At 66.5% G+C, this 24,558-nt stretch carries 22 protein-coding genes; 5 read left to right on the top strand and 17 right to left on the bottom strand.

Annotation, left to right across the window (positions count from 1 at the left end; genetic code table 11):
• Positions 1-37 precede the first annotated feature (37 nt).
• The 3 genes from AC1Q6P_RS12885 to aptA all read right to left on the bottom strand — a co-directional run bounded on the left by AC1Q6P_RS12885 (position 38) and on the right by aptA (position 3,520).
• Positions 38-799, bottom strand: a complete 762-nt coding sequence (locus tag AC1Q6P_RS12885; RefSeq protein ID WP_492664193.1) for a gamma-glutamyl-gamma-aminobutyrate hydrolase family protein — start codon at positions 797-799, stop codon at positions 38-40.
• Between the two features lie 74 nt (positions 800-873).
• Positions 874-2,217, bottom strand: a complete 1,344-nt coding sequence (locus AC1Q6P_RS12880) for an NAD(P)/FAD-dependent oxidoreductase (protein WP_492664167.1) — start codon at positions 2,215-2,217, stop codon at positions 874-876.
• Between the two features lie 22 nt (positions 2,218-2,239).
• A complete protein-coding gene (gene aptA, locus AC1Q6P_RS12875) occupies positions 2,240-3,520 on the bottom strand; it encodes an omega-aminotransferase AptA (RefSeq protein ID WP_492664192.1) in 1,281 nt (426 codons plus the stop codon).
• A 217-nt stretch (positions 3,521-3,737) separates the two neighbouring features.
• On the opposite strand from aptA, the gene AC1Q6P_RS12870 reads away from it, so the two are divergent.
• Positions 3,738-4,208, top strand: a complete 471-nt coding sequence (locus AC1Q6P_RS12870) for an Lrp/AsnC family transcriptional regulator (protein WP_171826212.1) — start codon at positions 3,738-3,740, stop codon at positions 4,206-4,208.
• Positions 4,209-4,280: 72 nt separating this feature from the next.
• Here AC1Q6P_RS12870 and AC1Q6P_RS12865 read toward each other — a convergent pair whose 3' ends face one another.
• The 6 genes from AC1Q6P_RS12865 to AC1Q6P_RS12840 all read right to left on the bottom strand — a co-directional run bounded on the left by AC1Q6P_RS12865 (position 4,281) and on the right by AC1Q6P_RS12840 (position 8,697).
• Positions 4,281-4,469, bottom strand: coding sequence for a hypothetical protein (locus tag AC1Q6P_RS12865; RefSeq protein WP_492664166.1), 189 nt, complete (start codon positions 4,467-4,469; stop codon positions 4,281-4,283).
• A 96-nt stretch (positions 4,470-4,565) separates the two neighbouring features.
• Positions 4,566-5,480 (bottom strand): DMT family transporter, encoded by a 915-nt coding sequence (locus AC1Q6P_RS12860; protein ID WP_492664165.1) that lies wholly within the window; start codon positions 5,478-5,480, stop codon positions 4,566-4,568.
• A 213-nt stretch (positions 5,481-5,693) separates the two neighbouring features.
• The gene (locus AC1Q6P_RS12855) at positions 5,694-6,398 is read right to left on the bottom strand and encodes a Bax inhibitor-1/YccA family protein (protein WP_102770275.1); all 705 of its coding nucleotides are present in this window, start codon (positions 6,396-6,398) and stop codon (positions 5,694-5,696) included.
• 105 nt (positions 6,399-6,503) lie between these two features.
• A complete protein-coding gene (locus AC1Q6P_RS12850; RefSeq protein WP_271009351.1) occupies positions 6,504-7,265 on the bottom strand; it encodes a TerC family protein in 762 nt (253 codons plus the stop codon).
• Positions 7,266-7,430: 165 nt separating this feature from the next.
• Complete coding sequence (locus AC1Q6P_RS12845; protein ID WP_492664164.1) at positions 7,431-7,829, bottom strand: hypothetical protein; 399 nt, start codon at positions 7,827-7,829, stop codon at positions 7,431-7,433.
• Positions 7,830-7,839: 10 nt separating this feature from the next.
• On the bottom strand, positions 7,840-8,697 hold the full coding sequence (locus tag AC1Q6P_RS12840) for a ferritin-like domain-containing protein (protein ID WP_492664191.1): 858 nt from the start codon (positions 8,695-8,697) through the stop codon (positions 7,840-7,842).
• A 129-nt stretch (positions 8,698-8,826) separates the two neighbouring features.
• Between AC1Q6P_RS12840 and AC1Q6P_RS12835 the strand changes: the two genes are divergently transcribed.
• The 4 genes from AC1Q6P_RS12835 (at position 8,827) to AC1Q6P_RS12820 (ending at position 15,217) form a co-directional block, all read left to right on the top strand.
• Positions 8,827-9,384, top strand: coding sequence for a gamma carbonic anhydrase family protein (locus AC1Q6P_RS12835; protein WP_492664163.1), 558 nt, complete (start codon positions 8,827-8,829; stop codon positions 9,382-9,384).
• Positions 9,381-10,349: an Hsp33 family molecular chaperone HslO gene (hslO, locus tag AC1Q6P_RS12830; protein ID WP_271009353.1), complete on the top strand. Its 969-nt coding sequence runs from the start codon at positions 9,381-9,383 to the stop codon at positions 10,347-10,349. The genes AC1Q6P_RS12835 and hslO overlap by 4 nt, the downstream gene beginning before the upstream one ends.
• A gap of 171 nt (positions 10,350-10,520) precedes the next feature.
• A complete protein-coding gene (locus AC1Q6P_RS12825) occupies positions 10,521-14,102 on the top strand; it encodes a hypothetical protein (protein ID WP_492664162.1) in 3,582 nt (1,193 codons plus the stop codon).
• 41 nt (positions 14,103-14,143) lie between these two features.
• The gene (locus tag AC1Q6P_RS12820; RefSeq protein ID WP_492664161.1) at positions 14,144-15,217 is read left to right on the top strand and encodes a 6-phosphofructokinase; all 1,074 of its coding nucleotides are present in this window, start codon (positions 14,144-14,146) and stop codon (positions 15,215-15,217) included.
• Between the two features lie 16 nt (positions 15,218-15,233).
• On the opposite strand, the gene AC1Q6P_RS12815 is transcribed toward AC1Q6P_RS12820, so the two are convergent.
• The 8 genes from AC1Q6P_RS12815 to mutS form a co-directional block, all read right to left on the bottom strand.
• Positions 15,234-15,908 (bottom strand): AAA family ATPase, encoded by a 675-nt coding sequence (locus AC1Q6P_RS12815; protein WP_102770282.1) that lies wholly within the window; start codon positions 15,906-15,908, stop codon positions 15,234-15,236.
• A gap of 22 nt (positions 15,909-15,930) precedes the next feature.
• Positions 15,931-16,593, bottom strand: coding sequence for a nicotinamide riboside transporter PnuC (gene pnuC / locus AC1Q6P_RS12810; protein WP_492664160.1), 663 nt, complete (start codon positions 16,591-16,593; stop codon positions 15,931-15,933).
• Positions 16,594-16,664: 71 nt separating this feature from the next.
• The gene (gene ftsB, locus AC1Q6P_RS12805; protein ID WP_102770284.1) at positions 16,665-16,934 is read right to left on the bottom strand and encodes a cell division protein FtsB; all 270 of its coding nucleotides are present in this window, start codon (positions 16,932-16,934) and stop codon (positions 16,665-16,667) included.
• A 105-nt stretch (positions 16,935-17,039) separates the two neighbouring features.
• Positions 17,040-18,326 carry a phosphopyruvate hydratase gene (eno, locus tag AC1Q6P_RS12800; RefSeq protein ID WP_492664159.1) on the bottom strand — a complete coding sequence of 429 codons (1,287 nt, stop codon included), beginning with the start codon at positions 18,324-18,326 and terminating at the stop codon, positions 17,040-17,042.
• A gap of 113 nt (positions 18,327-18,439) precedes the next feature.
• Entirely contained in the window at positions 18,440-19,297 is an 858-nt protein-coding gene (gene kdsA, locus AC1Q6P_RS12795; protein ID WP_171826224.1) for a 3-deoxy-8-phosphooctulonate synthase, read from the bottom strand.
• A 13-nt stretch (positions 19,298-19,310) separates the two neighbouring features.
• Entirely contained in the window at positions 19,311-20,954 is a 1,644-nt protein-coding gene (gene pyrG / locus AC1Q6P_RS12790; protein WP_271009358.1) for a CTP synthase, read from the bottom strand.
• 88 nt (positions 20,955-21,042) lie between these two features.
• The gene (locus tag AC1Q6P_RS12785) at positions 21,043-21,864 is read right to left on the bottom strand and encodes an alpha/beta fold hydrolase (RefSeq protein ID WP_492664158.1); all 822 of its coding nucleotides are present in this window, start codon (positions 21,862-21,864) and stop codon (positions 21,043-21,045) included.
• Between the two features lie 24 nt (positions 21,865-21,888).
• On the bottom strand, positions 21,889-24,483 hold the full coding sequence (gene mutS, locus AC1Q6P_RS12780; RefSeq protein WP_492664190.1) for a DNA mismatch repair protein MutS: 2,595 nt from the start codon (positions 24,481-24,483) through the stop codon (positions 21,889-21,891).
• Between the last annotated feature and the right edge of the window lie 75 nt (positions 24,484-24,558).

Below are 24,558 nucleotides of genomic sequence, written 5' to 3'. Positions count from 1 at the left end.
CCGGGGCATGGGGTCTTGGGAGTTCAGGCGATGGGACCTAGGTCTCGGGGTCGCGCAGCGAGTCGTGCCGGGGTTGGTGGATCTGGTCGCGGTAATCGCGGCAGGCCTGGCCAAAGGCCTGCAGCAAAGCCATGGAATGCGGGTTGTGCGCGGCCTGCCACTCGGGGTGCCACTGCACACAGAGCGAGAAGCCGGGGGCCTCGGCCATGCTGAAGGCTTCGATCAAGCCATCGGGCGCCAGCGCCTCGACGCGCAAGCCCGGCGCCAGGCGCTTGACGCCCTGTCCGTGCAGCGAGTTCACACGGATGTGCGCCTGGCCCAGCAAGGCCTGCAATCGGCCGCCGGGCTGGATGGCGATCTCGTGCTGGTCGGCATAGGCGATCTCGGGCGGCTGGCCCTCGGGGGCGCGGTGGTCGTGCAAGCCGGGCTGTTCCTGCACGGCCTGGTGCAAGCTGCCGCCCAGGGCCACATTGGCCTCCTGAAAACCGCGGCAGATGGCGAACAAGGGCATGCCGCGCGCCAAGGCCTTGGGGATCAGGGGCAGGGTCCAGGCATCGCGCTCCGGGTCCAGGGGCAGGGCGGGGTTGTGCACCGCCTCGTCGAAATGGCTGGGGTGCACATTCGAGGGCGAGCCGGTCAGCAGCACACCGTCGGCCTGGTCCAGCAAGGCATCGAGGTCCTGCAGCTCGATCGGCGGCACGATCAGGGGCAGGCAGCCGGCCAGACGGACCGCGTCCACATACTTCTTGCCGGCGATGTGGTTGGGGTAGTCGCCCACCATGCGTTGGCAGGCGGGCACCAGCACCACGGGTTTGCGTGGTGCTGATTGCGGCGGTGCTTGAGGTGCTTCCGCTTGGGGCTTCTTGACCTGTGTCACAGCAGATCCTTCAGTCGGTAGTACGCCATGCCCAGCACCAGGGCCGGCATGCGCATCAGTGTGCCACCGGGGAAGGGCCGGTGGCGCAAGGCAGCAAAACAATCAAAGCGGCTGGCGTCGCCCGCGATCGCCTCGGCCACCAGCTGGCCCGCCAGCCCCGTCAGGGCCAGGCCATGGCCGGAGAAGCCCTGCAGGTAATAGATATTCTGAGCGGTGCCCAGGCGGCCGAAATCGGGGGCGCGGTTCATGCTGATGTCCACAAAGCCACCCCATGCATAGTCCATGCCAATTTCGGCCAGCTGCGGGAAGGTGGCATGCATGCGCGCGGCCATGATGGCCTTGAGATCGCGCGGCGTGCGCGTGCTGTAGCTGACCCGGCCGCCGTACAGCAGGCGCTGGTCGGCCGTGGGCCGGAAATAGTCGAGCACGAAATTGTTGTCGCACACCGCGCTGCGCGAGGGGATCAGGGCGTTCAGGCGCTCGGCCTCGATCGGCGCGCTGCAGCCGATGTAGGTGCCGACCGGCATGATGCGCTGCGTCAGCTGGGGTGCCAGCTCGGGCGCCAGTTCGGGCAGGTAGACATTGCCGGCCAGCAGCGCAAAGCGGGCCCGCAGTTGGCCCTGGCTGCTGCGCAGCCTGAGCCCGGTTTGAGCGCTTGTGCCCTGATCCAGTGCCAGGGCCGGGCTGTGTTCGAACAGCTGCACCGGGGCGGTGCCTGGGCGGCGTGCGGGCTCGCTCAGCAGCTGAGCCAGGCCGCGGCAATACTTCAGCGGATGCAGATGCCCCGAGGCCGGGTCGTGCACGCCGGCCTGGTAGCGCGGGCTGGCGATCCAGTTGGACAATTCGTTCTTGGGAATCCAGCGCTGCTCGTGGCCATAGACCTCGTCCATGCCCTGCTGCCAGGCTTGCAGGTCAGCAGCCTTGCGCGCGCTGGTGGCCACGCTCAGAAAACCGTCCTGCCATTCGCAGTCAATGCCGTAGCGCTGGCTGCGCTGACGGATCATCTCGACGGCTTCCAGGCTCATGGCCCAGATGCGGCGCGCCTCAGCGAGGCCCAGCTGGCCTTCGACCTCGGCCATGTCACAGGCCAGGCCGGCCAGGGCCTGGCCGCCGTTGCGACCGGAGGCACCGCCGCCGATCTCGCCGGCTTCCATCAGCGCGACGCTGAAGCCGCGCTCGCTCAGCGCCAGGGCGGCCGACAGTCCCGCCAGTCCGCCGCCGACGATGGCCACATCGGCCTCCACCGTGCCTTGCAGCGGCGCGAAGCCGGGGCCTTGCGGCGCGGTGGCCGCGTAATAGCTGTCTCTCGCGAGCTGACGATCGATCTGCAGCAAAGGCATGCAAGCGTGGGTTGGTGAGGGCTCAGGCGGCGCGTTGCAAGGCGCCGCGCACGGTGTCGATCAGGCGATCGATGTGGTGCTTCTCGATAATCAGCGGCGGGCTGAAGGCAATGGTGTCGCCGGTGGTGCGGATCAAGACGCCTTGCTCCCAGCAATCGAGGAAGATCGAGAAGGCGCGTTTGGCCGGCTCGCCCGGCAGCGGCACCAATTCGACGCCGCCGACCAGGCCCAGATTGCGGATGTCGATCACATGGGGCGCGCCCTTGAGCGAATGCAGGGCTTCGGCGAAGTAGGTCTGCATGTCCGCGGCGCGGGTCAGCAGGCCGTCCTCGGCGTAGGTGTCCAAGGTCCCCAGGGCCGCTGCGCAGGCCAGGGGGTGGGCCGAGTATGTGTAGCCGTGGAAGAACTCGATCAGGTGCTCGGGGCCCTGCATGAAGGTGTCGTAGATGGACTGCTTGGCGAACACCGCGCCCATGGGCACAGCGCCGTTGGTCAGGCCCTTGGCCACCGTCATCAGGTCGGGCGTGACGCCGAAGGTCTGGGCGCCAAAAGGCTGGCCGGTGCGGCCGAAGCCGGTGATGACCTCGTCGAAGATCAGCAGGATGCCGTGCTTGTCGCAGATCTCGCGCAGGCGCTGCAGATAGCCTTGGGGCGGGATCAGCACGCCGGTGGAGCCGGCAATCGGCTCGACGATGACGGCCGCGATGGTGCTGGCGTCATGCAGGGCGACCATGCGTTCCAGATCGTCCGCCAGCTCGGCGCCGTGCAAGGGCTGGCCCATGGCGTAGGCATTGCGCGCCGGGTCGTGGGTGTGGCGCAGATGGTCCACGCCGCTGAGCAGGGTGCCGAACATTTTGCGATTGGCCACCATGCCGCCGACCGAGATGCCGCCGAAGTTCACACCGTGGTAGCCGCGTTCGCGGCCGATCAGGCGGGTGCGCGAGCCCTCACCGCGCACGCGGTGGTAGGCCAGGGCCATCTTCAGCGCGGTCTCCACCGACTCGGAACCCGAGTTGGTGAAGAAGGCCTTGTTCAGGCCGGCCGGCGTCAGCTCGACCAGGCGCTCGGCCAGCTCGAAGGCCTTGGGGTGGGCCATCTGGAAGGGCGGCGCGAAATCAAGCTCGGCCGCCTGCTTCTGGATGGCTTCGACGATGCGCGGCCGGTTGTGGCCGGCGTTGACGCACCAAAGCCCGGCAATGCCGTCCAGCACCTGACGGCCTTTGTCATCGGTGAAGTACATGCCGTCGGCGCTTGTGAGCAGGCGCGGCGACTTCTTGAACTGCCGGTTGGCGGTGAACGGCATCCAGTAGGCGTCCCGCTTCGGGTCCGCACTGGCGGTGGTGCTGGGGGCCGAATCGGGGGCGATGGACTGGCTCATGACGGGCTCTCCTCATTCAACAACTGAGAGCCAGTCTAGAGAGCCTTGCGCGCAATGTGCGAGCGCATTCGCCCCGGTGCTTACCCGAGGTTCTGCACGTTTGTGCCATCATTCAGTGAACGATTCGCACAATATTCGAAATATGAGTTCAGAAGTGACTTTGGATGCGATTGACCGCAGCATTCTGGCGGCGTTGCAGCGCGATGGCCGCATCAGCAATGTGGAGCTGGCCAAGCAAGTCCATCTCTCGCCCTCGGCTTGCCTGCGGCGGGTCAAGCAGCTGGAAGATGCCGGCGTGATCGCCGGCTATGTGGCCTTGCTCAACCCCAAGGCCATCGGCCAGCCGGGCACCAGCTTCACCATCATCAATTTGGAGCGCATGACGCCGCAGGCGCTGGGCGCCTTTGAGCAGGCGGTGCGGGACATCCCGGAGATCCTGGACTGCTTCTATGTGGCGGGCACCAACGACTACCTGATGCGCTTTGCCTACAAAGATGCTGAAGACCTGGAGCGCCTGCACAGCGATGTGCTGATGCATCTGCCCGGTGTGGCGCGCAGCAACTCGATGCTGGTGCTGCGCACGGTCAAGAAGACCACGGCGTTTGAGCTTTGAACGCTGAACTTGGAGCCCGGGCCGAGTGGTTTCCGGGCTGGGCGGCGGATCGCGGCGGCGATCCCGCCAGTCTTACATGGCCAGGCCCATCATCAGGGCGGTCAGACCGAAGCAGCTCAGGGTGGCAGCCAGGCCGAGGGTTTCGGCGACTAGGCTGATCTTCTTGGCAGAGCCGAAGGTACCGGCCAGCGAGGGTTGGTCTTGCTCAACAGCCAGCAGGTATTGTTGCGATTGAGCGAGGAAGGCGGGAGTTGCAGTCATGATGATGTTTTGTCTCTGTAGCGACACCCCTGTGGGTGACTTCGAGCGCAATTATCAATGACATCCGTGAAAACCCTATGACAAAAATCAGGGTTTCTACTTAATTGGTAAAACTTCACTTGAAGTCTTGGCTGGCTGGAGCAGGGGCAGCAACTGCACCACCAGCAGGCTGCCCAGGATCAGGGCGCAGCCGGCAAGGCCTGCCGGGGCCAGGCGGTCCCCCATCAGCCAGTAGCCAAACAGGGCGGCAAACAAGGTCTCCGAGGACAGCACGATGGCGGCGTCGGCCGCGTGGGCATAGCGCTGCGCCACCACCTGGGCGGTGAAGGCCACGCCGACCGACAGAATGCCGGTGTACAGAATCGGTGTGGCGGCGGCCTGGATGCCGGCGCCGCTGAAGGGCTCGAACAGCAGCCCCCAGACCAAGGCCAGCAGGCCGCAGACGAAAAACTGGCCGCAGGCCACGAGAAAGGGCGCCGCCATGCGGTCCGCCACGCGGCCGATCAGCAGCACATGCAGGCCCCAGGGCAGGGCCGAGGCGATCACCCAGCTGTCGCCGAGGCCGATCTCCAGGCTTTGCGCGCCCGAGAGCAGAAAAGCGCCGACCAGGCAGGCCAGCGCGCCGGGCCAGACCGACCAATGCGGCAGCTGGCGCAGCAGCAACCAGCCCAGCACCGGCACCAGGGGCACGTAGAGCGCGGTCAGAAAGCCGGCATTGGTCACCGTGGTGTACTTGATGCCGATCTGCTGCATGGCTGCACCCAGGGTCAGCAGCATGCCCAGGCCCAGGATCTTCAGGCCGTCGTCGCGGTTCAGCGCCAGCTGCCGCCCGGCCAGGTAGTTCCACTCGCGCCAGGCCAGGGGCAGCACGACCAAGGCGCCGACCAGAAAGCGCAGGCCGGTGAACATCATCGGCCCCAGCTCCTGCATGCCGTGGCTTTGCGCCACAAAGGCCGAGCCCCAGATCAGGGCGATGAGGGTCAGCAGGAGATTGGCTTGGATGCGGCTCAAGAGATGGGGCTTTCCGTGCAAGAGGCGGGGGGCAACTGGCGTGATCGTTTCGAATGGCGCGGCGGCCAAAAAGAAACGGCGCCGATTATCGCGGCGCCGCTCCGAGCCAGGGCTGAGCACAAGCCCAAACTGGGGTCACAAACTGGGGTCAGAGTGAGTTTCGGCGCATGGCCGAAATCACTCCGCTCAGCTCAGCTCATTCAGCCATCCTCATCATTCCTCGCGGCCACCAAAAATGCCCAGCAGCGACAGCAGCGACTGGAACACGTTGTACAGGCTCAGGTACACGCTCAGCGTGGCGGTGATGTAGTTGGTTTCTTCGCCGTCTTGCACGCGCTTGAGGTCGTACAGGATGAAGGCCGAGAAGATGCCAATCGCCAGCACCGACAAGGTGATCATCAGCGCGCTGGACTTCAGGAAGATGTTGGCAATGCCCGCCACCAGCAAGAGGATCATGCCGATGAAGAGGAATTTGCCCATGCTGCTCAGGTCGCGCTTGATCACCGTGGACAGCGAGGCCATGCCCAGGAAGATGGCGCCCGTGCCCGCGAAGGCCGTCATGATCAGCTCGGCGCCATTGCCCAGGCCCAGGACCGCACCCACCAGGCGCGACAGCATCAGGCCCATGAAAAAGGTGAAGCCCAGCAGCACAGGCACGCCCGCGGCCGAGTTCTTGGTCTTCTCGATGGCGAACATGAAGCCGAACGCACCGGCCATGAAGACGATCAGGCCGACCATGGGCGACATGGCCTTGGACAGGCCGGTGGCCACGCCCAACCAGGCGCCCAGCACCGTCGGCACCATGGACAGGGCCAGCAGCCAGTAGGTGTTGCGCAGCACGCGGTTGCGTTCGCGGCGCAGCGCGCCTTCGTTGAGGCCGGTGGAGACGGCAGAGAAAGATCCGAAGTTCGGGTTCATGACAGCAACTCCTGTGAGAGTGAGTGAATGAATGGGTTGAAAGAAGAAGGGAAGACTGGGTTGTGAGTTTGATCGACCTAGATCTCGGGCGAGCGAGTTGCGGCCTCAGCCCTTGTCGCCGGCCGCAGCAGCGGCTAAACGCTTGCCGCGGGCGCGGATGTTGAGGGCCTCAACCGCCAGCGAGAAGCACATCGCGGCGTAGAGGTAGCCCTTGGGCACATGCTGGTCGAAGGCCTCAGCCGTCAGCGCCATGCCCACCATCACCAGGAAGGCCAGGGCCAGCACCTTGACCGAAGGATGGCGGTCCACAAACTCGCCGATCGGCTTGGCCGCGATCAGCATCACGCCGACCGAGGTCACCACGGCCGCCACCATCACGCCGATGCGGTCCACCATGCCGACCGCGGTGATCACCGAATCGAGCGAGAACACGATATCGATCACGGCGATCTGGCCGATCACCATCCAGAACAGCTTGCGCCCGGCGGCTTTCAGCGCGGCGGCATCGGCCGTCGGCGGGCCGTCCTGCTCATGGGCTTCCACTTCGACAAAGATCTCGTGCGAAGCCTTGTACAGCAGGAACAGGCCGCCCAGCAGCAAGACCAGATCTCGGCCGCTGATGCCTTGGCCGAAGACATGGAAGAGATCGGCCGTCAGGCCCATGACCCAGCTCAGCGAGAACAGCAGCAGCAGGCGCGACACCATCGCAAAACCCAGGCCCAGGCGCCGCGCCTGATCGCGCTGCTCCGGCGGCAGGCGGCCGACCAGGATGGAGATGAAGATGATGTTGTCGATGCCCAGGACGATTTCCAGGGCGGTCAGCATCGCGAAGGCGAGCCAGAGATTGGGGTCGAAAAGAAAGTCCATGCGGGCGAGAAAAAGAGGCTAAGGCGGTGCACGAGGCCGCAGCACAGAGGCTGCAAACTGCCGGCGGCAAAAGAAGAGAAAAGCGGGGAGGAAGGACGGCGCCGAATGGAGTCGCTCGCAAGTTGGGCCATTCAGGCCATGGGCGAGCGCGGCAGCTGCGGGCGATCAGCCCCCGCGCGGGCGTGGCGGGCGCTGCAGGCCTTCGAGCCAGGGGGCATCCATCAGGTACGGCAACTTGGCGCCCGGCGGCGACAGGCTTGTGGCACTGAGCTGCAAGCCCGAGGGCGGCAGGCCCAGCTCGGGCGCTTCCAACCCGTCGCCAAGCTCGGCGCCGGTCACTGGGGAGTCGACCGTTGGTTCTACCGTGACCTCGGTCCAGGAAGTGAAACCATCCGCGGCGTTCAAGTCCGTCGCGCAGGCGGTCGCGGACTGCTGAGCCGCGATCAGCCCCCAAGCTTGCGCCGGCGCGCTGCCCATCACGAGCAGGCCCAGGGCCAAGCAGAGCGCCAGCCCGAGCTGGAGCTCGCGTGCGCGGCGAAGGATGAAGGCGGAGAACAGGGTCACAGGCCGCAGTTTAGCTGGCCGTGTCGCTGACCGCCTGAGCGGCGTCGGGCGCGCCCGTTCGATCGTTCGAGAAATCCGCCTGAAGGTAGGCCAATTCTTCTTCGCTGAAGCCAGCCGCGCCGCGAGCGCTCAGGTTGAAGGGGGGGCGCAGCCGCGGCGCCTGGTAGTGCTGCGCCAGGCCAGGATAAATCGCCACGGGGTCCAGGCCACGCAAGCGGCAGCAGTGGCGGTACCAGCGGTTGCCGATCTCCACATGACCGATTTCTTCGCGCAGGATGATGTCCAGAATGGCCACCGCCCGTGCGTCACCGGCGCGGGCCAGCTTGGCCTGCAGCGGCGGCGTGGCATCCAGGCCGCGAGCCTCCAGGGTGCGCGGCACCAGGGCCATGCGGGCCAGCACATCGTCGGCCGTGCGTTCGGCCATGGTCCAAAGGCCGTCGTGGGCGTCGAAGTCGCCGTAGCGGTGGCCCAGGCTCTGCAGATGCTCGTGCAGCAGGTTGAAATGCTGCGCCTCCTCGGCGGCTACACGCAGCCAGTCGAGGTAGAACTCACGCGGCATGCCGGCAAAACGCCAGACTGCATCCAGGGCCAGATTGATGGCGTTGAACTCGATATGGGCGATGGCATGGATCAGTGCCGCACGGCCCGCGAGTGTGAAGGGAGAGCGGTTGGGCACTTGCAAGGCCGGCAGCAGGCGAGGGCGATCGGGCCGACCAGGTACCCCCTCAGGCCGTTTCAGAGGCAAGCAGGGGTCCAGGTTCACGCCCTCAAGCGCCTCTTGGTAGAGCGCCTGCGCGGCTGCGGCCTTGTCGGCGGGGTCAATCAGGCAGAGAACGTGCAAGGCACGGACGCGGCAATCCGGGGGCATCATGCGCAAATTATCCCCGCTCGTTCATCCAGCCCCTGGGCCTGGCAATGCCCTGCGCTGTCGAGTCCGCAGCCAGGCCGCTTAAAATCTCCGGTTTTGCCGCGGCCAGGTGCCGTCCGGGAGCACGAGATGGCGATATTCCAGTTGGACGAACACCGGCCCGAAGTCGCCGCCAGCGCCTGGGTGGCCGACAGCGCCCAGGTCATCGGCCGGGTGCATCTCGACGAAGACGTCAGCATCTGGTTCAACGCCGTGCTGCGCGGTGACAGCGAACACCTGCACATCGGCCCGGGCTGCAATATCCAGGACGGCTCCGTGCTGCATGCCGACCATGGCTTTCCGCTGCATCTGGAGGCCGGCGTGACGGTCGGCCACCAGGTGATGCTGCATGGCTGCACGGTGGGCGAGAACTCCTTGATCGGCATTGGCGCCGTGGTGCTCAACGGTGCCCGCATCGGCCGCGACAGCATCGTCGGCGCCGGTGCGCTGGTGACCGAGGGCAAAGTGTTCCCGGACGGCAGCCTGATCGTGGGCAGCCCGGCCAAGGTCGTGCGTGAGCTCACCCCTGCGCAGATCGAAGGCTTGCGTGCCAGTTCCCGCCACTACATCGCCAACGGCCAGCGCTACGCCAGCGGCTTGCAAGACATCAGCGGCGACTATCCCCAGAATTCCAAAGCCAAACCATGAGTGAACTGCATAAATTCCTGTTCGAAGGCCTGCCCGTGCGCGGCATGCTGGTGCGCCTGACCGGCAGCTGGCAAGAGGTGCTTCAGCGCCGCGAGGCGGTGGGCGCGCATCCGCCCGAGCTGCGCGCATTGCTGGGCGAGATGTCGGCCGCGGCCGTGCTGATGCAGTCCAACATCAAGTTCAACGGCGCCTTGGTGCTGCAGGTGTTTGGCGACGGACCGGTCAAGCTGGCCGTGGCCGAGGTGCAGCCCGACCTGAGCTTCCGCGCCACGGCCAAGCTGGTCGGTGAGGTGCCGGAGGGCGCCCAGCTCGAAGCCATGCTCAATGTTCATGGCCAGGGCCGCTGCGCCATCACCCTGGATCCCAAGGACAAGTTCCCCGGCCAGCAGCCCTACCAGGGTGTGGTGCCTCTGCACGGTGACCAGCGCGAGCCGCTGCAAAAGCTCTCGGAGGTGCTGGAGCACTACATGCTGCAGTCCGAGCAGCTGGACACGAAACTGGTGCTGTTCGCCAACGACGAGATCGCCGCCGGTCTCTTGATCCAGCGCCTGCCGGTCGAGGGTGAGGCCAATCTGGAAGGGCAGGGCGCCACCCTGCGCAACGAGGACGAAATCGGCCTGTCCGACGCCTTCAACCGCATCAGCATGCTGGCTTCCACCCTGACCCGCGATGAGCTGCTGGGCCTGGATGCCGAGACCATTCTGCGTCGCCTGTTCTGGGAAGAAAGCGTGCGCCGCTTCGAGCCGCTGGCGCCGCGCTTCGCCTGCAGTTGCTCGCGCGAGCGCGTCAGCCAGATGCTCAAGGGCCTGGGCCGCGACGAGGTCGAAGAGGTGCTGGCCGAGCGCGGCAATGTCGAAATCGGCTGCGAGTTCTGCGGCCTTCAGTACCACTTCGACGCGGTTGATGTAGGCCAACTGTTTGCGCAGGAGCTGGCCCAAGCCGGCGGTAGCGGCACCGTGCAATAAGCCCGGCGACGCTGCGGTCCCCATGCCCCCGAAGCGCGGCGTGGCGCGGATGCCGCGCTCCGCTGGCAATACGACCTGAGGGATTGACGCTCCCGCCCTGATCCTCGACCTTGTCCGGCGGTCCCGCGTGTTCCGCGGGTGCGAGGCCGGTAGCGGCCTGAAAGGGCGAGGATGGACAACAAAGGCGGTGGAATCCCCTGGACCAGCTTGGCCGTGCTGGTCGCTTTCATCACCAGCACCCAGCTGGTTCCTCATGCGTTTGACCAGTTGCGTCCGGCCGAAAAGGAGCGGGCGCAAGCCGTGACGGCGGCCGACCTCGAGGTGGAAGCGCGGCTTTGGGAAGACCCATTTGTGGCCGTGCGCCGCCATGAGGCCGAACGGCTGGAGCGCTGCGACAAGCTCTACAAGGACCCGGCCAAGGCCACCGAGTGCAAACTCAAATCGGTCTCAGCCTTGCGCACGCCGCAGGAGTTGTCGCGCCGCCTGAGTGGCGATGACGAACCGGATTCCAGCGAAACCCTGGTTCTTGTGGCCTTGGTGCCCGGCAATGCCTTTGTTGGGGCCGAGGAGGGGCGGCGGCGCACGCGCTATGCCGTGCTGGCGGGCCTGCAGGCCAAAGGCTATGTGCCCGACAACGCCGAGCGCCTGGGCCTGCTGCAGCTGGACGAATCCAAGCTCAGTCCCCAGGCTGCTGCCAGCAATGGCGTGCGTCCGGGCTTGCTGGTGCCCTATGAGCTGCTCTCGGCCAGCAGCTTGAGCGCGGCGGTGGCCCGGACTTCTCCGGCCCGGCCGGCTCAGGCGGCCTCAGATGTGGCCGACATCGCGCAGGCCTCGCGGTACAGCCAGGTGGCTGTGCTGTGGGTGGATGAGACCGCTTTGCCTTCGCGCAAGCTCGACAGCCTGGCCTTGATGCTGCATGCCCTTTTCGAGCCCTGGGCTGCTGGCAAGCGGGAGCCACCGCCACTGGCTGTGATTGGCCCGTCCACCACCGATGCCCTGCGGGTGGCATTGGCCGATCTGCGCAGCGCCGCCTGGCGGCTGGGGCCGGGGCCCGGTTCGCGCAGCCATTGTTCGGTTCCGCCCGGGCAGCGACCTCTGGCCCAGGCCCCGACGGCCTCCGAACCTTGGCTCGATGGCTATTGGCACTTGTCGCGGGCCTTGCTGCTGAGCCCGTTCTCCACCGCCAGTGACGCCATGCTCAGCGAACTCGACGGCAGCAGCCTCGAGGACTACGTGTCCTGGCGCTTTTGTCGCCTGCAGGGGGGGCGCCAGGACCCGCCGGTGCGGCTGATCCGCAAGATCGGCAGCGACAAGGAGCTGCTGGACCAGTTGACGGGCGAGCTGAGCTTGAGACTGTCGGCCAAGGCACGCTCGCCGCAGCGTGTGGTCTTGATCGGCGAACGCGACTCGCTCTACGCCCAGGCCTTGGTGGGGCAACTGCGTGCACAGCTTTCGCAGAATCCGGCCCTTCATTTGGAAGAGCTGTACTTTTTCCGTGGCCTGGACGGTGTGACAACGCGCGACGCCGGTCGCGATGAGGCGCGCGGCGGATCCGGCAAAGCCGATGCGCAAGCACGCATTGAGTGGCCCGAAGCTCGCGATCAGCTGGACTACCTGCGTCGCCTGGCCCAGCAGTTGCAACGCAGCGAGTCCAAGGTCGGGGCCCTGCCCATCGGGGCCATCGGTCTGATGGCCAGTGACGTGCATGACAAGCTCCTGCTGCTGCAGGCTCTGCACGAGAGTTTCGCGGACAAGGTTTTTTTCACCACCGATATGGATGCACGCTTTCTGCATCCGCGTGTCCAGACCTTCACCCGCAATCTGCTGGTGGCATCCAGTCTGCCGCTGGAGTTTCCGCGCCTGTCGTCGCCGCGCTGCCAGGCGGTGGCCGATCGCGTTGGGCTGCCCGCGCCCGATCTGGCGGCCGGCAATCCACCCTGGCGCGATGTGTACCAATCGTCAGCCTATCTCGCAGCTCGCCATGCCGGTTGTCGCAGCAAAGCCTGCCGGGCCGTGGAGGACTGTGCGGCCGAAGAGGCACTCGATCACCCCTCGCTCTACGAGGTGGGCCGCAGCGGCGCCATGGCTTTGAGTGGTTATGCCTTCGAGCGCCGCCCGCCCGGCAAAGCCTACGGTGTGCGCCTGGCGGCCGTGGCTTTGCCGGTGCTTTTGCTGTTGGGCCTGCTGGTCTGGCCGGGCACGCCGGTGCTGCGCAACATCCGGCGTCGCCGGGCCGCGGCGCGGCTGGAGCATCTGCCGGCTGGATTGGTGCCCGCCATTTCCTTGCCGGAGCTGGGCTTCGTGGCCCTTTACTGCTGGCTGTTTTTCTTCACCCTGGTCAGTCTGAGCGAGATGCTGTGGCCGGGCCATCTGCGCTTTGCGCCTGGCATGTTGGGCCTGAGCCTGGGCAGCACGCTGCTGGTGCTCTTGTCCTTGGCGCCCGAGCATCGTTTCGGCTTCGGATTTGGCAAGGGCCTCGGCGCAGGGGGCGTGCCGGCCATCATGGCCCCGGGACTGCGTCGCACGCTGCGCGGGCTGTGTTGGTTGACCCTGGGCCTGGTCTGGGCCTATGTGCTGAGCGGCGTCGAGGCCCGCCGCTGCGACAGCTGCGAGCCCCTGGCCTGGTTGGAGGGGCTCAGCGCCTGGCCTTCGCACCTGCTCCATCTGCTGGCCCTGCTCGCGATTGTTGACACCCTGGATGCCACCTGGTCGCGCAGTGTTCAGGGCATGGCCGAAGACAGCGCCTGGCTGCATCTGCCCGAACAGGCGCCCAAACGCGCCGGTGTCGCGGCCCGCCAGGGCGGTTTGCGCCTCATGCGCCGGATCTGGCAGCGGCACTTGAGCGTGGCCGGCTGGCATGCGGCGCCTGGGGGCAGCCTGGACTTTCGCATCCTCTGGCATCAGTACGGTCGGCGTGGCAGCCGGGTGCCTCGGGCTCTGCGCATCATGTTGGGTTTTGTGCTGACTCTGCTCGTGGTCCTGGGTTTGTTCTTTGGTTTCAGCGACGGCGTCGGTCCGGCCGTGCCCGTGCGAGGCGAGGATCACCGCGCCCTGATCCGTTTCACGCTCGATGCCATCCTGGTGCTGCTGCCGCTGCTGGTGGTGGCGGTGGGCGACGCCACCATGCTGGCCTGCCGATTCATCCGATTGCTCACGGCCGCGCGCACGGTCTACCCGGCGAGCACGCTGGCGCATTTCGCCGCCAGCCTGGGCAGCGCGCATGAGGCACTGTGGCTGCGCCCCATCGCCGCCGACCCGGCCCAGCGCGCCGTGGCGCCACCCGAACTGCGCCGCCACAGCCTGCTGGACGACTGGATCGATGTGCAGATCGTCGTGCGGCGCAGCGCGCGCATCGGGCCCTTGGTGATGGGACCCTTCGTGGTGCTGGCGCTCTTGATCGTCGGGCGCAGTCGCTTGTTCGACAACTGGTCGCTGACCTTGCCGGTGGCCATGGCCGCCAGCGCCTACCTGCTGGGCCTGCTGGCCCTGGCCGTGCTGCTCAAGCAGGCGGCCGAACAGGCGCGCAGCCGGGCCTTGCGCCGTATGGAGGCCGATCTGCGCTGGCTGACGGGCGGCGATGAGGAGCAGCGCAAGCTGATCGAGCCCTTCAAGCGGCTGATGGCCTCGGTGCAGGAGGAGCGCGGCGGCGCGCTGGCGCCGATTTTTGAGCAGCCCTTGGTCAAGGCCCTCTTGGTGCCCTTGGGTGGGGCGGGTGGCGCCCAGCTGTTCGAGTATTTCCTGCTGGCGCGCTGACCCATAATTGTTGCGATCACCATGACCTTTGCAGCCCCTCCATGCACATAGCCATCCTCACCGGCGGCGGCGACTGCCCCGGCCTCAATGCGGTGATCCGTGCCGTCAGCCTGGCCCTGATTCAGCAGTGCGGGGCGCGTGTCAGCGGCGTGGAGCGCGGCTTCCTCGGTCTGATCGAGCAGCGCCTGCGGCCCTTGGCTCTGGCCGATGTGCGGGACATCCTGGCCCAGGGCGGCACCATCCTCGGCACGCACAACCGCTGTGATCCTTTCCACTACTTTGCCGAGGGCGGGGCGGATGTCTCGGCGCGCGTGCTCGATTTCGTGCGGGCCCAAGGTATTGATGCGTTGGTCGCCATCGGCGGCGACGGCACCATGGCGATTGCCGAGCAATTCAGCCGTTTGGGCCTGCCCGTGGTGGGGGTGCCCAAGACCATCGACAACGACCTTTGTCTGACCGAACGCAGCTTCGGTTTCGACAGCGCCGTGGCCGTGGTGTCCGAGGCGCTGGACCGGCTGGAAACCACGGCGCGCAGCCATGGCCGGGTCATGATTGCCGAAACCATGGGCCGGCATGCCGGCTGGATTGCGCTGGAAGGGGGATTGGCGGGTGGGGCGGATGCCATCCTGCTGCCCGAGTTGCCCTACCGGCTGGAGGCCGTGATCGAGCATTGCCGACGCCGGACGGAGGGCGGCGGCCATGCCTTGATTTGCGTGGCCGAAGGGGCGCATGCCCAGGCGCAAGGCCAGGTGGTGCGCGCCTTGCTGGCCGACAGCCCGGACCCGGTGCGCCTGGGCGGCATCGGTGCGCTGCTGGCCCAGCAGTTGCAGCAGGCATTGGGTGAGCACAGCGAGGTGGAGGTGCGCTCGACCTTGCTCGGCCATGTGCAGCGCGGTGGCACACCCACGGCCTTCGATCGCGTGCTGGCCACACAGTTTGGCTGGGCCGCGGCCCAGCTGGTGCGCGAGGGCCGCTTCGGCCGCATGGTGGCCTTGCAAGGGGCAGAGTTCACCAGCGTGGCCCTGGCCGAGGTGGCGGGGCGCAACCGCCTCGTGCCCTTGGATCACCCCTTGCTGCAAGCAGCCCGGGGGCTGGGCCTCTGCCTCGGTCAGTGAGCTGGGCCGGGCGCGTTCAGCGGCGCCGGTTCAAGAGGTGCTCGCACTCGGGTACATCGCAGTTGTCGCAGGCCCAGCGCCACTCGGGCAGGGCGTCTTGGCGGGCTTGTAGGCGGCTGAACAGGCCCGTGGCCGGCAGGGGCGCGGTCTTTCGGGCCAGCAGCAAGGGCGTGATGGCATTGAGGGCAGCTTCCAGGCGCTGCGCACCGCTGCCGGCCACCACCGACCAACCGAGGCCCGCGCCCATCAGCGCTCGCCGCACGGCCGCATCCACCGGCGCGCGCACATGGGCTCCGTCGCGCTGCAGCCCATCGGCCACCCAAGGCAGGTCCAGCGCGGTCAGCAAGGTGAGGGCGCAGCGGCGGTGGAAAGCCAGGCCGGTGTCCAGCAAGGAGTGGTCGTCAAACAGCAGTTCGCTGTAGACCGCCGTCATCAGGGGCGTGGTGTCGCAGAGCACCAGATCGGCGCTGAGCGCCAGGGCTTCGCAGCGGGTCGCCTGGGCGGCGGCAATGGCGGCCTGTTCTTCGGGGCGCGGTGTGCGGCCCGCTTGATCGCACCATTCGCGCAACAATTCGGGCGCCCAGGCACAGCGCAGGCCGGTGGCCTCGCTCAAGCGCTGCTGCAGGCTTTGGGCCAGGGTCGATTTGCCGGTGCTCTCCGCACCGACGATGGCGATCAGCAAGCCGGGCACGGCTGGGTCTGCCAGGTCTTCATCAAGCCAGTGCCTGGCGGGAACCGCCGCTCGCGTGGCTGAGCTTGAGCTGCTGCGCCCAGGCGCGCCAGCCGGCCACCGACATGGGGATGAAGACTGCGTAGAGCAGCACGGTCAGCCAGTAACCCTTGTAGGCGAACAAGGCGACGCTGACGCCGTTGACCAGCACCCAGACGCCCCAGTTCTCCTGGTACTTGCGCGCCAGCAGCCACTGGCCGAGCAGGCTGGCGACCGTGGGGAAGGCATCCCAGAAGGGCACGGGTGAATCGGTCTGCTGCTGCAGAAACAGGCCCAGCAGAGGCCAGGCCAGCAGGGTGGCGAGCAGCGAGGCCCACAGGCCCGCCGTGCTCAGGCGACGCACGCGCAGGGCCTGGCCGTCATCGCCTTTGCCACGCAGCCATTGCCACCAGCCCCAAAGCGAGAGGCTCACAAACAGCAGCTGCAGGCTGGCTTCACCGTACAGCTTGCCGCTCCAGAACAGCAGGAAATACAGCAGCGAGCTGAGGATGGCCAGCGGCCAAGCCAGCACGTGCACACGCATATTGCAGACGACCATCCACAAGGCCAGCACAAAGGCGATCAACTCGGTCCAGGTGATGGGGCTGCCCAGCAACTCAAAGGCCGGGGCAAACAGGGGTTGCAGTTGCAGCAGCAAAGCGTCCATGCGGAACGGCGTGTCCTCGAATCGGGGTGGATTTAGGGCAGGGCAGGGCCGGGCTGTTAGCGCGGCGGCGCTCAGCGGCGAACTTGCACGTAGATCTCGTCGGGCTTGATCATGCCGAGCTCGAAACGCGCCTTTTCTTCGACCATTTCCAGGCCTTCGCGCAGATCGCGCAGCTCGGCTTCGAGCTGGGCATTGCGGGCGCGGGCCTGTTCATTGGCCTGCTGCGCCTGGGCCAGCTCGGCGCGCAGCTGCACGCCGCGAGGCAGGCTGCCCTTGCCCAGCCAGAGCTGGTACTGGATCAGCAGCAAAAAGGCCGCGAGGATGACGCCAAGTGTTTTCACGCGCGCAGTTTAGCCGAGCCGCGAAGCAATAAAAAACGCCGCAAGACCGGAGGGTCGGGCGGCGTTGGCAGATCAGGGCCACTCAAGACAGAGTGGCAACCCGCATCACTTCAGGTTGTAGAAGGCAGCGCGGCCGGGGTAGACGGCCACATCGCCCAGGTCTTCCTCGATGCGCAGCAGCTGGTTGTACTTGGCCATGCGGTCCGAGCGCGACAGCGAGCCGGTCTTGATCTGGCCGGCGTTCAGGCCGACGGCGATGTCGGAGATGGTCGAGTCTTCGGTTTCGCCCGAGCGGTGCGAGATCACAGCGGTGTAGCCGGCGCGCTTGGCCATCTCGATGGCGGCGAAAGTTTCGGTCAGGGTGCCGATCTGGTTGATCTTGATCAGGATCGAGTTGGCGATGCCCTTGTCGATGCCTTCCTTCAGGATCTTGGTGTTGGTGACGAAGAGATCGTCGCCCACCAGCTGCACCTTCTGGCCCAGCACTTCGGTGATGTGCTTCCAACCGTCCCAGTCGCCTTCGGCCATGCCGTCTTCGATCGAGATGATGGGGTACTTGTCCACCCAGGTGGCCAGCATGGAGGTCCATTCCTGGGCCGTCAGCTGGATGCCGCCTTCGCCTTCCAGTAGGTACTTGCCGTCCCTGTAGAACTCGCTGGCAGCGCAGTCCAGGCCCAGGGCGATCTGCTCGCCAGCGGTGTAGCCGGCGGCGTCGATGGCTTGCAGGATCAGTTGGATGGCGGCTTCATGGCTTTCCACGCTGGGCGCGAAACCACCTTCATCGCCCACGGCGGTGGAGATGCCCTTGTCGTGCAGGATCTTCTTCAGGGCGTGGAACACCTCGGCGCCCCAGCGCAGGGCTTCGCGGAAGCTCGGTGCACCCACGGGGATGATCATCAGCTCTTGCAGATCGAGGCTGTTGTTGGCGTGCGCGCCGCCGTTGATGACGTTCATCATCGGCACCGGCAGCTGGTTGCCGCCCATGCCGCCGAAGTAACGGTACAGGGGCAGGCCCGATTCTTCGGCCGCAGCGCGGGCCACGGCCATGGACACGGCCAGCATGGCGTTGGCGCCCAGGCGGCTCTTGTTCTCGGTGCCGTCCAGGTCGATCAGGGTGCGGTCCAGGAAGGCTTGCTCAGAGGCATCCAGGCCCAGCACGGCCTCGGAGATCTCGGTGTTGATGTGCTCCACCGCCTTCAGAACGCCCTTGCCCAGATAACGGCTCTTGTCACCGTCACGCAGTTCGATCGCTTCGCGCGAGCCGGTCGATGCACCGGAAGGCACGGCGGCACGGCCCATCACGCCGGATTCCAGCAAGACATCGCATTCGACGGTCGGGTTGCCGCGGCTGTCCAGAATTTCGCGGCCGACGATATCAACAATGGCACTCATTCAAGCTCTCCAAAAGGTCAAAAATTCGGTTTCGGCGCGCATCTTGCCAGCTGGCAGTTACCGGCGCTGAACAATCGTGCGCGGGGTCCGCCCGCCAAGGTGGGCGATCCAATTCAGGCCGAGAAGTCGTTCTCGAGCAGGGGCTGGCTCTTGACCACGCGGTCCAGGGCCACCAGTTGTTCCAGCAAAGCGCGCATGCGCTGCAGGGGCACGGCATTGGGGCCGTCCGACCAGGCTTCAGCTGGGCGCGGATGGGTTTCCATGAACAGGCCCGCCACACCCGCGGCCACGCCGGCACGGGCCAGCACCGGCACCATCTCGCGGGCGCCGCCGCTGCTGGTGCCCTGGCCGCCGGGCTTCTGCACCGAGTGGGTCACATCGAACACCACCGGCGCGCCAGTCTTGCGCATCTCGGCCAGGCTGCTCATGTCGGCGACGAGGTTGTTGTAGCCAAAGCTCACGCCGCGTTCGCAGGCAAGGAAGCGGTCTTCCGACAAGCCGGCTTCGCGCGCGGCGTCGCGGGCCTTGTCGATGACATTCTTCATGTCCCAAGGGGCCAGGAACTGGCCCTTCTTGATATTGACCGGCTTGCCCGACTTGGCCACCGCGCGGATGAAATCCGTCTGGCGGCAGAGGAAGGCCGGGGTCTGCAGCACGTCGACAACGCTGGCGACCTCGGCCACCTGCGATTCATCGTGCACATCGGTGATGATGGGCAGCTGCAGCTGGCGGCGCACTTCATCGAGGATCTTCAGGCCGGCATCGATGCCGACGCCGCGCTTGGTCGAACCCGAGGAGCGGTTGGCCTTGTCGAAGGAACCCTTGTAAATCAGCGGAATGCCCAGAGCCGTGCAGGCTTCCTTGAGCTGACCAGCCACGTCGAGCGACATTTCCAGGCCCTCGATCGAGCAGGTGCCGGCGATCAGGAAGAAAGGTCGGTCGATGCCGACCTCAAAACCGCAAAGCTTCATGGGCAGGATTCCTTCAGGCCTGTTTGTGGTTCAGTGCCGCCTTGATGAAGGCGGTGAACAGCGGGTGGCCGTCCCAGGGGGTGGACTTGAACTCGGGGTGGAATTGCACGCCCACATACCAGGGGTGCACCTCGCGCGGCAGCTCCACCATCTCAGTCAGCTTTTCACGCTGGGTGATGGCCGAGATGACCAGGCCGGCGTTTTGCAGCTTGTCCAGGTAATGGGTGTTGGCTTCGAAGCGGTGGCGGTGACGCTCGCTGACCACCGGGCCGTAGATGTCATAAGCCAGGGTGCCGGCCTTGACGTCCGAGCTCTGCGCACCGAGGCGCATGGTGCCGCCGAGGTCGCTCTTCTCGTCACGCTTCTGGATCGAGCCGTCGGCGTCTTGCCATTCGTCGATCAGGGCGATCACCGGGTGTGGGGTTTCGGGTTCGAACTCGGTCGAGTTGGCACCGGTCAGGCCCGCCATATTGCGGGCGTACTCGATGGTGGCGACCTGCATGCCCAGGCAGATGCCCAGGTAGGGCACTTTGTGCTCACGGGCGTACTGGGCGGCCAGGATCTTGCCTTCCACGCCGCGCTTGCCGAAGCCGCCGGGCACCAGGATGGCGTCGAACTGCTGCAGCTGCGAGATGTTCTCGGCGTTCAGCATTTCGGAGTCCACGTACTCGATATTGACGCGTGCGTGGTTGTGGATGCCGGCGTGGCGCAGGGCCTCGTTCAGCGACTTGTAGGAGTCGCTCAAGTCGGTGTACTTGCCGCACATGGCAATGGTCACGTCCTTGGCGGGGTTCTCCACCTCGCTGACCAGGGTGTCCCAGCGTTTCAGGTCGGCCGACTTGGTGTTCAGCTGCAGCTTGGTGCAGATCAGCTGGTCCAGGCCCTGCTCGTGCAGCATGCGCGGCACTTTGTAGATGGTGTTGACGTCCCACATGGAGATCACACCGTACTCGGGCACATTGGTGAAGAGCGAGATCTTGCCGCGCTCGTCATCGGGGATGCGGCGGTCGGCGCGGCACAGCAGGGCGTCCGGCTGGATGCCGATTTCGCGCAGCTTCTGCACCGTGTGCTGAGTCGGCTTGGTCTTCAGTTCGCCGGCCGCAGCAATCCAGGGCACATAGGTCAGGTGCACGAAGGCGACGTTGTTCGGGCCGGCTTTCAGGCTCATCTGGCGCGCCGCTTCGAGGAAGGGCAGGGACTCGATGTCACCCACCGTGCCGCCGATTTCCACAATGGCCACGTCGACCGCATCGGGCGTTCCAGCACCGGCACCGCGTCGGACGAAGTCCTGGATTTCGTTGGTGATGTGCGGAATCACCTGCACCGTCTTGCCGAGGTAATCACCGCGGCGTTCCTTCTCCAGCACGGACATGTAGATCTGTCCGGTGGTGAAGTTGTTGGCGCGCTTCATGCGCGTGGTGATGAAGCGCTCGTAGTGACCCAGATCCAAGTCCGTCTCGGCGCCGTCTTCGGTCACGAAGACTTCGCCATGCTGGAACGGGGACATCGTGCCCGGATCGACGTTGATGTACGGATCCAGTTTGATGAGGGTGACCTTGAGGCCGCGCGATTCGAGGATGGCAGCCAGTGAGGCCGATGCGATGCCCTTGCCGAGGGAGGACACCACACCGCCTGTGACGTAGACGTACTTGGTCATGTCGTGCAGCGTTCTCGTGAAAAACGCTGTGGTGGTAAAGCGCGATTATAGCGAGGCCCGACGGACCGCTCGGACACCGGCCCGGGAATCAGTCCGGGGACGGTGTGGAAAGCTGCATGGCATCGAGCAACTGCAGCACGAGGGCGGCCGTGTCGTCCGGACGCTCGAAAGGAAAGAGGTGGCTGCCCTCCATCCAGACGAAGTTGGGCCCGGCCAGGGCCTTGCTGGCGGCGGCGCCCGCCTGGCGCAGTTCCTCGGACTGGGTGCCCGCCACAAAGGCCACTGGGCAGCGCAGCGGGTGCCGGCGCAGCAGGCTCGGCAGGTGATGGGGCAGGGTGTCGTAGATGCGGGTCTCGATCTCGCGGCGAAAGCGCAGGCGGCTGCGCCCATCCTGTTCCTCAAAACCACCGTCGACATAGTCCTGCAGCACCCGTGGGTCCCAGCGCGCGAATTTGTGCTTGCTGGCGAAGTGGCTCATCACCGCCTCGCGATCCGGCCATTCGTAGCGGCGCTGGTGGGACACCTTGCCCGGCGAGACCCGGTGGATCAGCCTTGTGGCCTTGGCCACCCGCACGCTCTGGGCACGCCAACCGCTGACCACCGGCGAGTCCAGCATCACCAGGCTTTGCACCAGTTCCGGCTGCTGGCAGGCGACCAGCAGGCTCAGCATGCCGCCCAGGGAATGGCCGACCAGGCTGACCGGCCCGCTGGGTTTCACCTCCGTGCGGATGAAATCGATCAGCTCGTCGCGCAGATGCGGCCAGTTGCTGCTGACGGGATAGGCCGGGTTGTGGCCGATCTGAGGCAAGGCATGGACCTGCCAGCCGGCGCGCCGCCAGGCCTCGAAATGCAGGCGGTAGCAGGCGGCACCAAAGCCGTTGGCGTGGGAGAAGACGAGAGTCCGGTTCATTCCAGGGAGCGCCGGGCGGCGGGGCTACTCGGCCTGGCTCAGTTTCTTGAGCCGGTAGACCAGATCCAGCGCTTCGCGCGGCGTGAGCGTGTCGGGGTCCACATCATTGATGGCTTGGCTCAGCGCGCTTGTCGCTTGCGAGACAGGCGGCGGCTCGGGCGCGGCTGGCGGTGGCGCAAACAGGTCGATCTGCGCCTGGCCTTCGCCGGCCTTGGCCTCCAGGGCCTCCAGCGTGGCCCGCGCCTGGCGCACCAGGGAGGCCGGCATGCCGGCCAAACGTGCCACCTGCACGCCATAGCTGCGGCTGGCCGGGCCGGGCTGGATCTCGTGCAGGAAGACGATGTCGTCGCCGCTCTCGACCGCGCCGACGTGGCAGTTGATGGCTTGCGGGTGCTTGCTGGGGAACTCGGTCAGTTCGAAATAGTGGGTGGCAAACAGCGTGAAGGCGCGGCTCTTGTCATGCAGATGGCTGGCGATGGCGCCGGCCAGGGCCAGTCCGTCGAAGGTCGAGGTGCCGCGGCCGATCTCGTCCATCAGCACCAGGGACTGCTCGGTGGCACTGTGCAGAATCGCCGCGCCCTCGGTCATTTCCAGCATGAAGGTGGACTGGGCATTGGCCAGGTCGTCGGCCGCGCCGATGCGGGTGTGGATGGCGTCCATGGGCCCCAGCCGGCAGGCGCTGGCCGGCACATAGCTGCCGATGGCCGCCAGCAGGCTGATCAAGGCCACCTGACGCATGAAGGTGCTCTTGCCGCCCATATTCGGGCCGGTGATCACGGCCATGCGGGTGCGCGCATCGAGCCGGCAGTCGTTGGCCATGAACTCACCCGCGCCGGTTTCGCGCAGGCGCGACTCCACCACCGGATGGCGTCCCTGGCTGATGTCGATGCAGGGCTGGTTGACGAACTCCGGCCGGCACCAGTTGAGCGTGGCGGCGCGCTCGGCCAGGGCCGCCAGGGCGTCCAGGCTGGCCAGGGCACGGCCCAGGGCCGAGAGTGGCTGCAGCGATTCGATCAGCCAATCGATGAGTTGCTCGAACAGCAGCTTCTCGCGCGCCAGCGAGCGCTCCTGCGCCGACAGGGCTTTGTCCTCGAAGGCCTTGAGCTCGGGCGTGATGTAGCGCTCGGCGTTCTTCAAGGTCTGGCGGCGCTGGTAGTCGCTCGGCACCTTGTCCACCTGGCCCTGCGTCACCTCGATGTAGAAGCCATGGACCTTGTTGAATTGCACGCGCAGATTGGGGATGCCGGTGCGCGCACGCTCGCGGGTTTCCAGGTCCAGCAGGAAGGCGTCGCAGTTGTTCTGGATGGCGCGCAGCTCGTCCAGTTCAGCATCGAAGCCACTGGCGATCACGCCACCGTCGCGCACCAGAACGGCCGGCTCTTCGGCAATCGCGCGGTTCAGCATCTGCTCCAGCTCGGGAGAGGCGAGCAGGCCCTGGGCCAGCTGATCCAGCAGTTCGCTGCTGCCGGCGGGCACGGTCTGCTGCAGCTCGGGCAGGATGTGCAGGGTGGCGCGCAGGCCGGCCAGCTCTCGCGGGCGCACCTGGCGCAAGGCGATGCGGGCGGCGATGCGCTCGACATCCGAGACTTGGCGCAGCGCCTCGCGCAGCGGCTCAGGCCGGGCCTGCAGCAGGGCGGCAATGGCGCCGTGTCGTGCCAGGGCCTCGGCGCGCTCGCGCTTGGGGTGCAGCAGCCAGTGGCGCAGGGCGCGGCTGCCCATGCCGGTGCGGCAGCTGTCGAGCAAGGAGAGCAGGGTGGGGCTGGTCTCGCCACGCAGGGTCTGCGTCAGTTCCAGATTGCGCTGGGTGGCGGGCGGCAGGTCCAGCAGCTCGCTGCTGCGCTGGACGCTGAGCGCGCGCACATGGGCCAGGGCCCGGCCCTGGGTGTGTTCGGCATAGCTGAGCAGGGCGGCGGCGGCGGCTTGCGCGGCCGTCATCTGCTGGGCGTTGTAGCCGGCCAGGCTGGCCACGCCGAGCTGCTCGCAGAGCTTGCGGGCACCCAGGGCGGTGTCGAACTGCCAGCTCGGGCGGTTGGTGATGGGCGCGCGCGCGGCCAGTACGGCGGCGGGCTGGCGCTCGCGGTCCACCAGCACCTCGGCCGGGCTCAGGCGGGCCAGCCAGGAGGGCAGCTCACGCTCCGTGCATTCGGCCAGGCCCAGCTGACCCTGGGTCAGCGAGAGCCAGGCCAGGCCATGGGTCTTGCCTTGCTGAACGACCGAGAGCAGCACCGAGTCCTGCTTGTCGGTCAGCAGCTCGCTGTCGGTGACCGTGCCGGGCGTGACCACACGCACCACCTTGCGCTCGACCGGTCCTTTGGAGGTGGCCACATCGCCCACCTGTTCGGCAATCGCCACCGCCTCGCCCAGCTTGATCAGCTTGGCCAGGTAGCTCTCCAGCGCATGGACCGGCACGCCGGCCATCACCACCGGCTCGCCGGCGCTCTGGCCGCGGGTGGTCAGGGTGATGTCGAGCAGCTGGTTGCACTTGCGGGCGTCGTCGAAGAAGACCTCGTAAAAGTCGCCCATGCGGAAGAACACCAGCTCCTCGGGGTGCTCGTGCTTGATGCGCAGGTACTGCGCCATCACCGGCGTGTGGGCAGAGAAATCCGGGGCGTGGCTCATGATCGGGATGCGGGCGTCGGTGATGCGGGCGTCAGAAATGAACAAAGCCCTCGGACGGAGGGCTTTGTCGGTCAG

Source organism: Roseateles sp. GW835-FHT13E02, assembly GCF_058794035.1.
Note: the sequence above shows the minus strand (reverse complement) of the source record. Positions and strands in the feature narration are given on the sequence as shown.

Excerpts from the sequence above, each read along its gene's own strand:
- AC1Q6P_RS12880 (WP_492664167.1), bottom strand. The coding sequence starts at position 2,217 with ATGCCTTTGCTGCAGATCGATCGTCAGCTCGCGAGAGACAGCTATTAC.
- aptA (WP_492664192.1), bottom strand. The coding sequence starts at position 3,520 with ATGCCGTTCACCGCCAACCGGCAGTTCAAGAAGTCGCCGCGCCTGCTC.
- AC1Q6P_RS12870 (WP_171826212.1), top strand. The coding sequence starts at position 3,738 with ATGAGTTCAGAAGTGACTTTGGATGCGATTGACCGCAGCATTCTGGCG.
- AC1Q6P_RS12865 (WP_492664166.1), bottom strand. The coding sequence starts at position 4,469 with ATGACTGCAACTCCCGCCTTCCTCGCTCAATCGCAACAATACCTGCTG.
- AC1Q6P_RS12855 (WP_102770275.1), bottom strand. The coding sequence starts at position 6,398 with ATGAACCCGAACTTCGGATCTTTCTCTGCCGTCTCCACCGGCCTCAAC.
- AC1Q6P_RS12850 (WP_271009351.1), bottom strand. The coding sequence starts at position 7,265 with ATGGACTTTCTTTTCGACCCCAATCTCTGGCTCGCCTTCGCGATGCTG.
- AC1Q6P_RS12840 (WP_492664191.1), bottom strand. The coding sequence starts at position 8,697 with ATGCCCCCGGATTGCCGCGTCCGTGCCTTGCACGTTCTCTGCCTGATT.
- AC1Q6P_RS12835 (WP_492664163.1), top strand. The coding sequence starts at position 8,827 with ATGGCGATATTCCAGTTGGACGAACACCGGCCCGAAGTCGCCGCCAGC.
- hslO (WP_271009353.1), top strand. The coding sequence starts at position 9,381 with ATGAGTGAACTGCATAAATTCCTGTTCGAAGGCCTGCCCGTGCGCGGC.
- AC1Q6P_RS12825 (WP_492664162.1), top strand. The coding sequence starts at position 10,521 with ATGGACAACAAAGGCGGTGGAATCCCCTGGACCAGCTTGGCCGTGCTG.
- AC1Q6P_RS12820 (WP_492664161.1), top strand. The coding sequence starts at position 14,144 with ATGCACATAGCCATCCTCACCGGCGGCGGCGACTGCCCCGGCCTCAAT.
- pnuC (WP_492664160.1), bottom strand. The coding sequence starts at position 16,593 with ATGGACGCTTTGCTGCTGCAACTGCAACCCCTGTTTGCCCCGGCCTTT.
- eno (WP_492664159.1), bottom strand. The coding sequence starts at position 18,326 with ATGAGTGCCATTGTTGATATCGTCGGCCGCGAAATTCTGGACAGCCGC.
- kdsA (WP_171826224.1), bottom strand. The coding sequence starts at position 19,297 with ATGAAGCTTTGCGGTTTTGAGGTCGGCATCGACCGACCTTTCTTCCTG.
- pyrG (WP_271009358.1), bottom strand. The coding sequence starts at position 20,954 with ATGACCAAGTACGTCTACGTCACAGGCGGTGTGGTGTCCTCCCTCGGC.
- AC1Q6P_RS12785 (WP_492664158.1), bottom strand. The coding sequence starts at position 21,864 with ATGAACCGGACTCTCGTCTTCTCCCACGCCAACGGCTTTGGTGCCGCC.
- mutS (WP_492664190.1), bottom strand. The coding sequence starts at position 24,483 with ATGAGCCACGCCCCGGATTTCTCTGCCCACACGCCGGTGATGGCGCAG.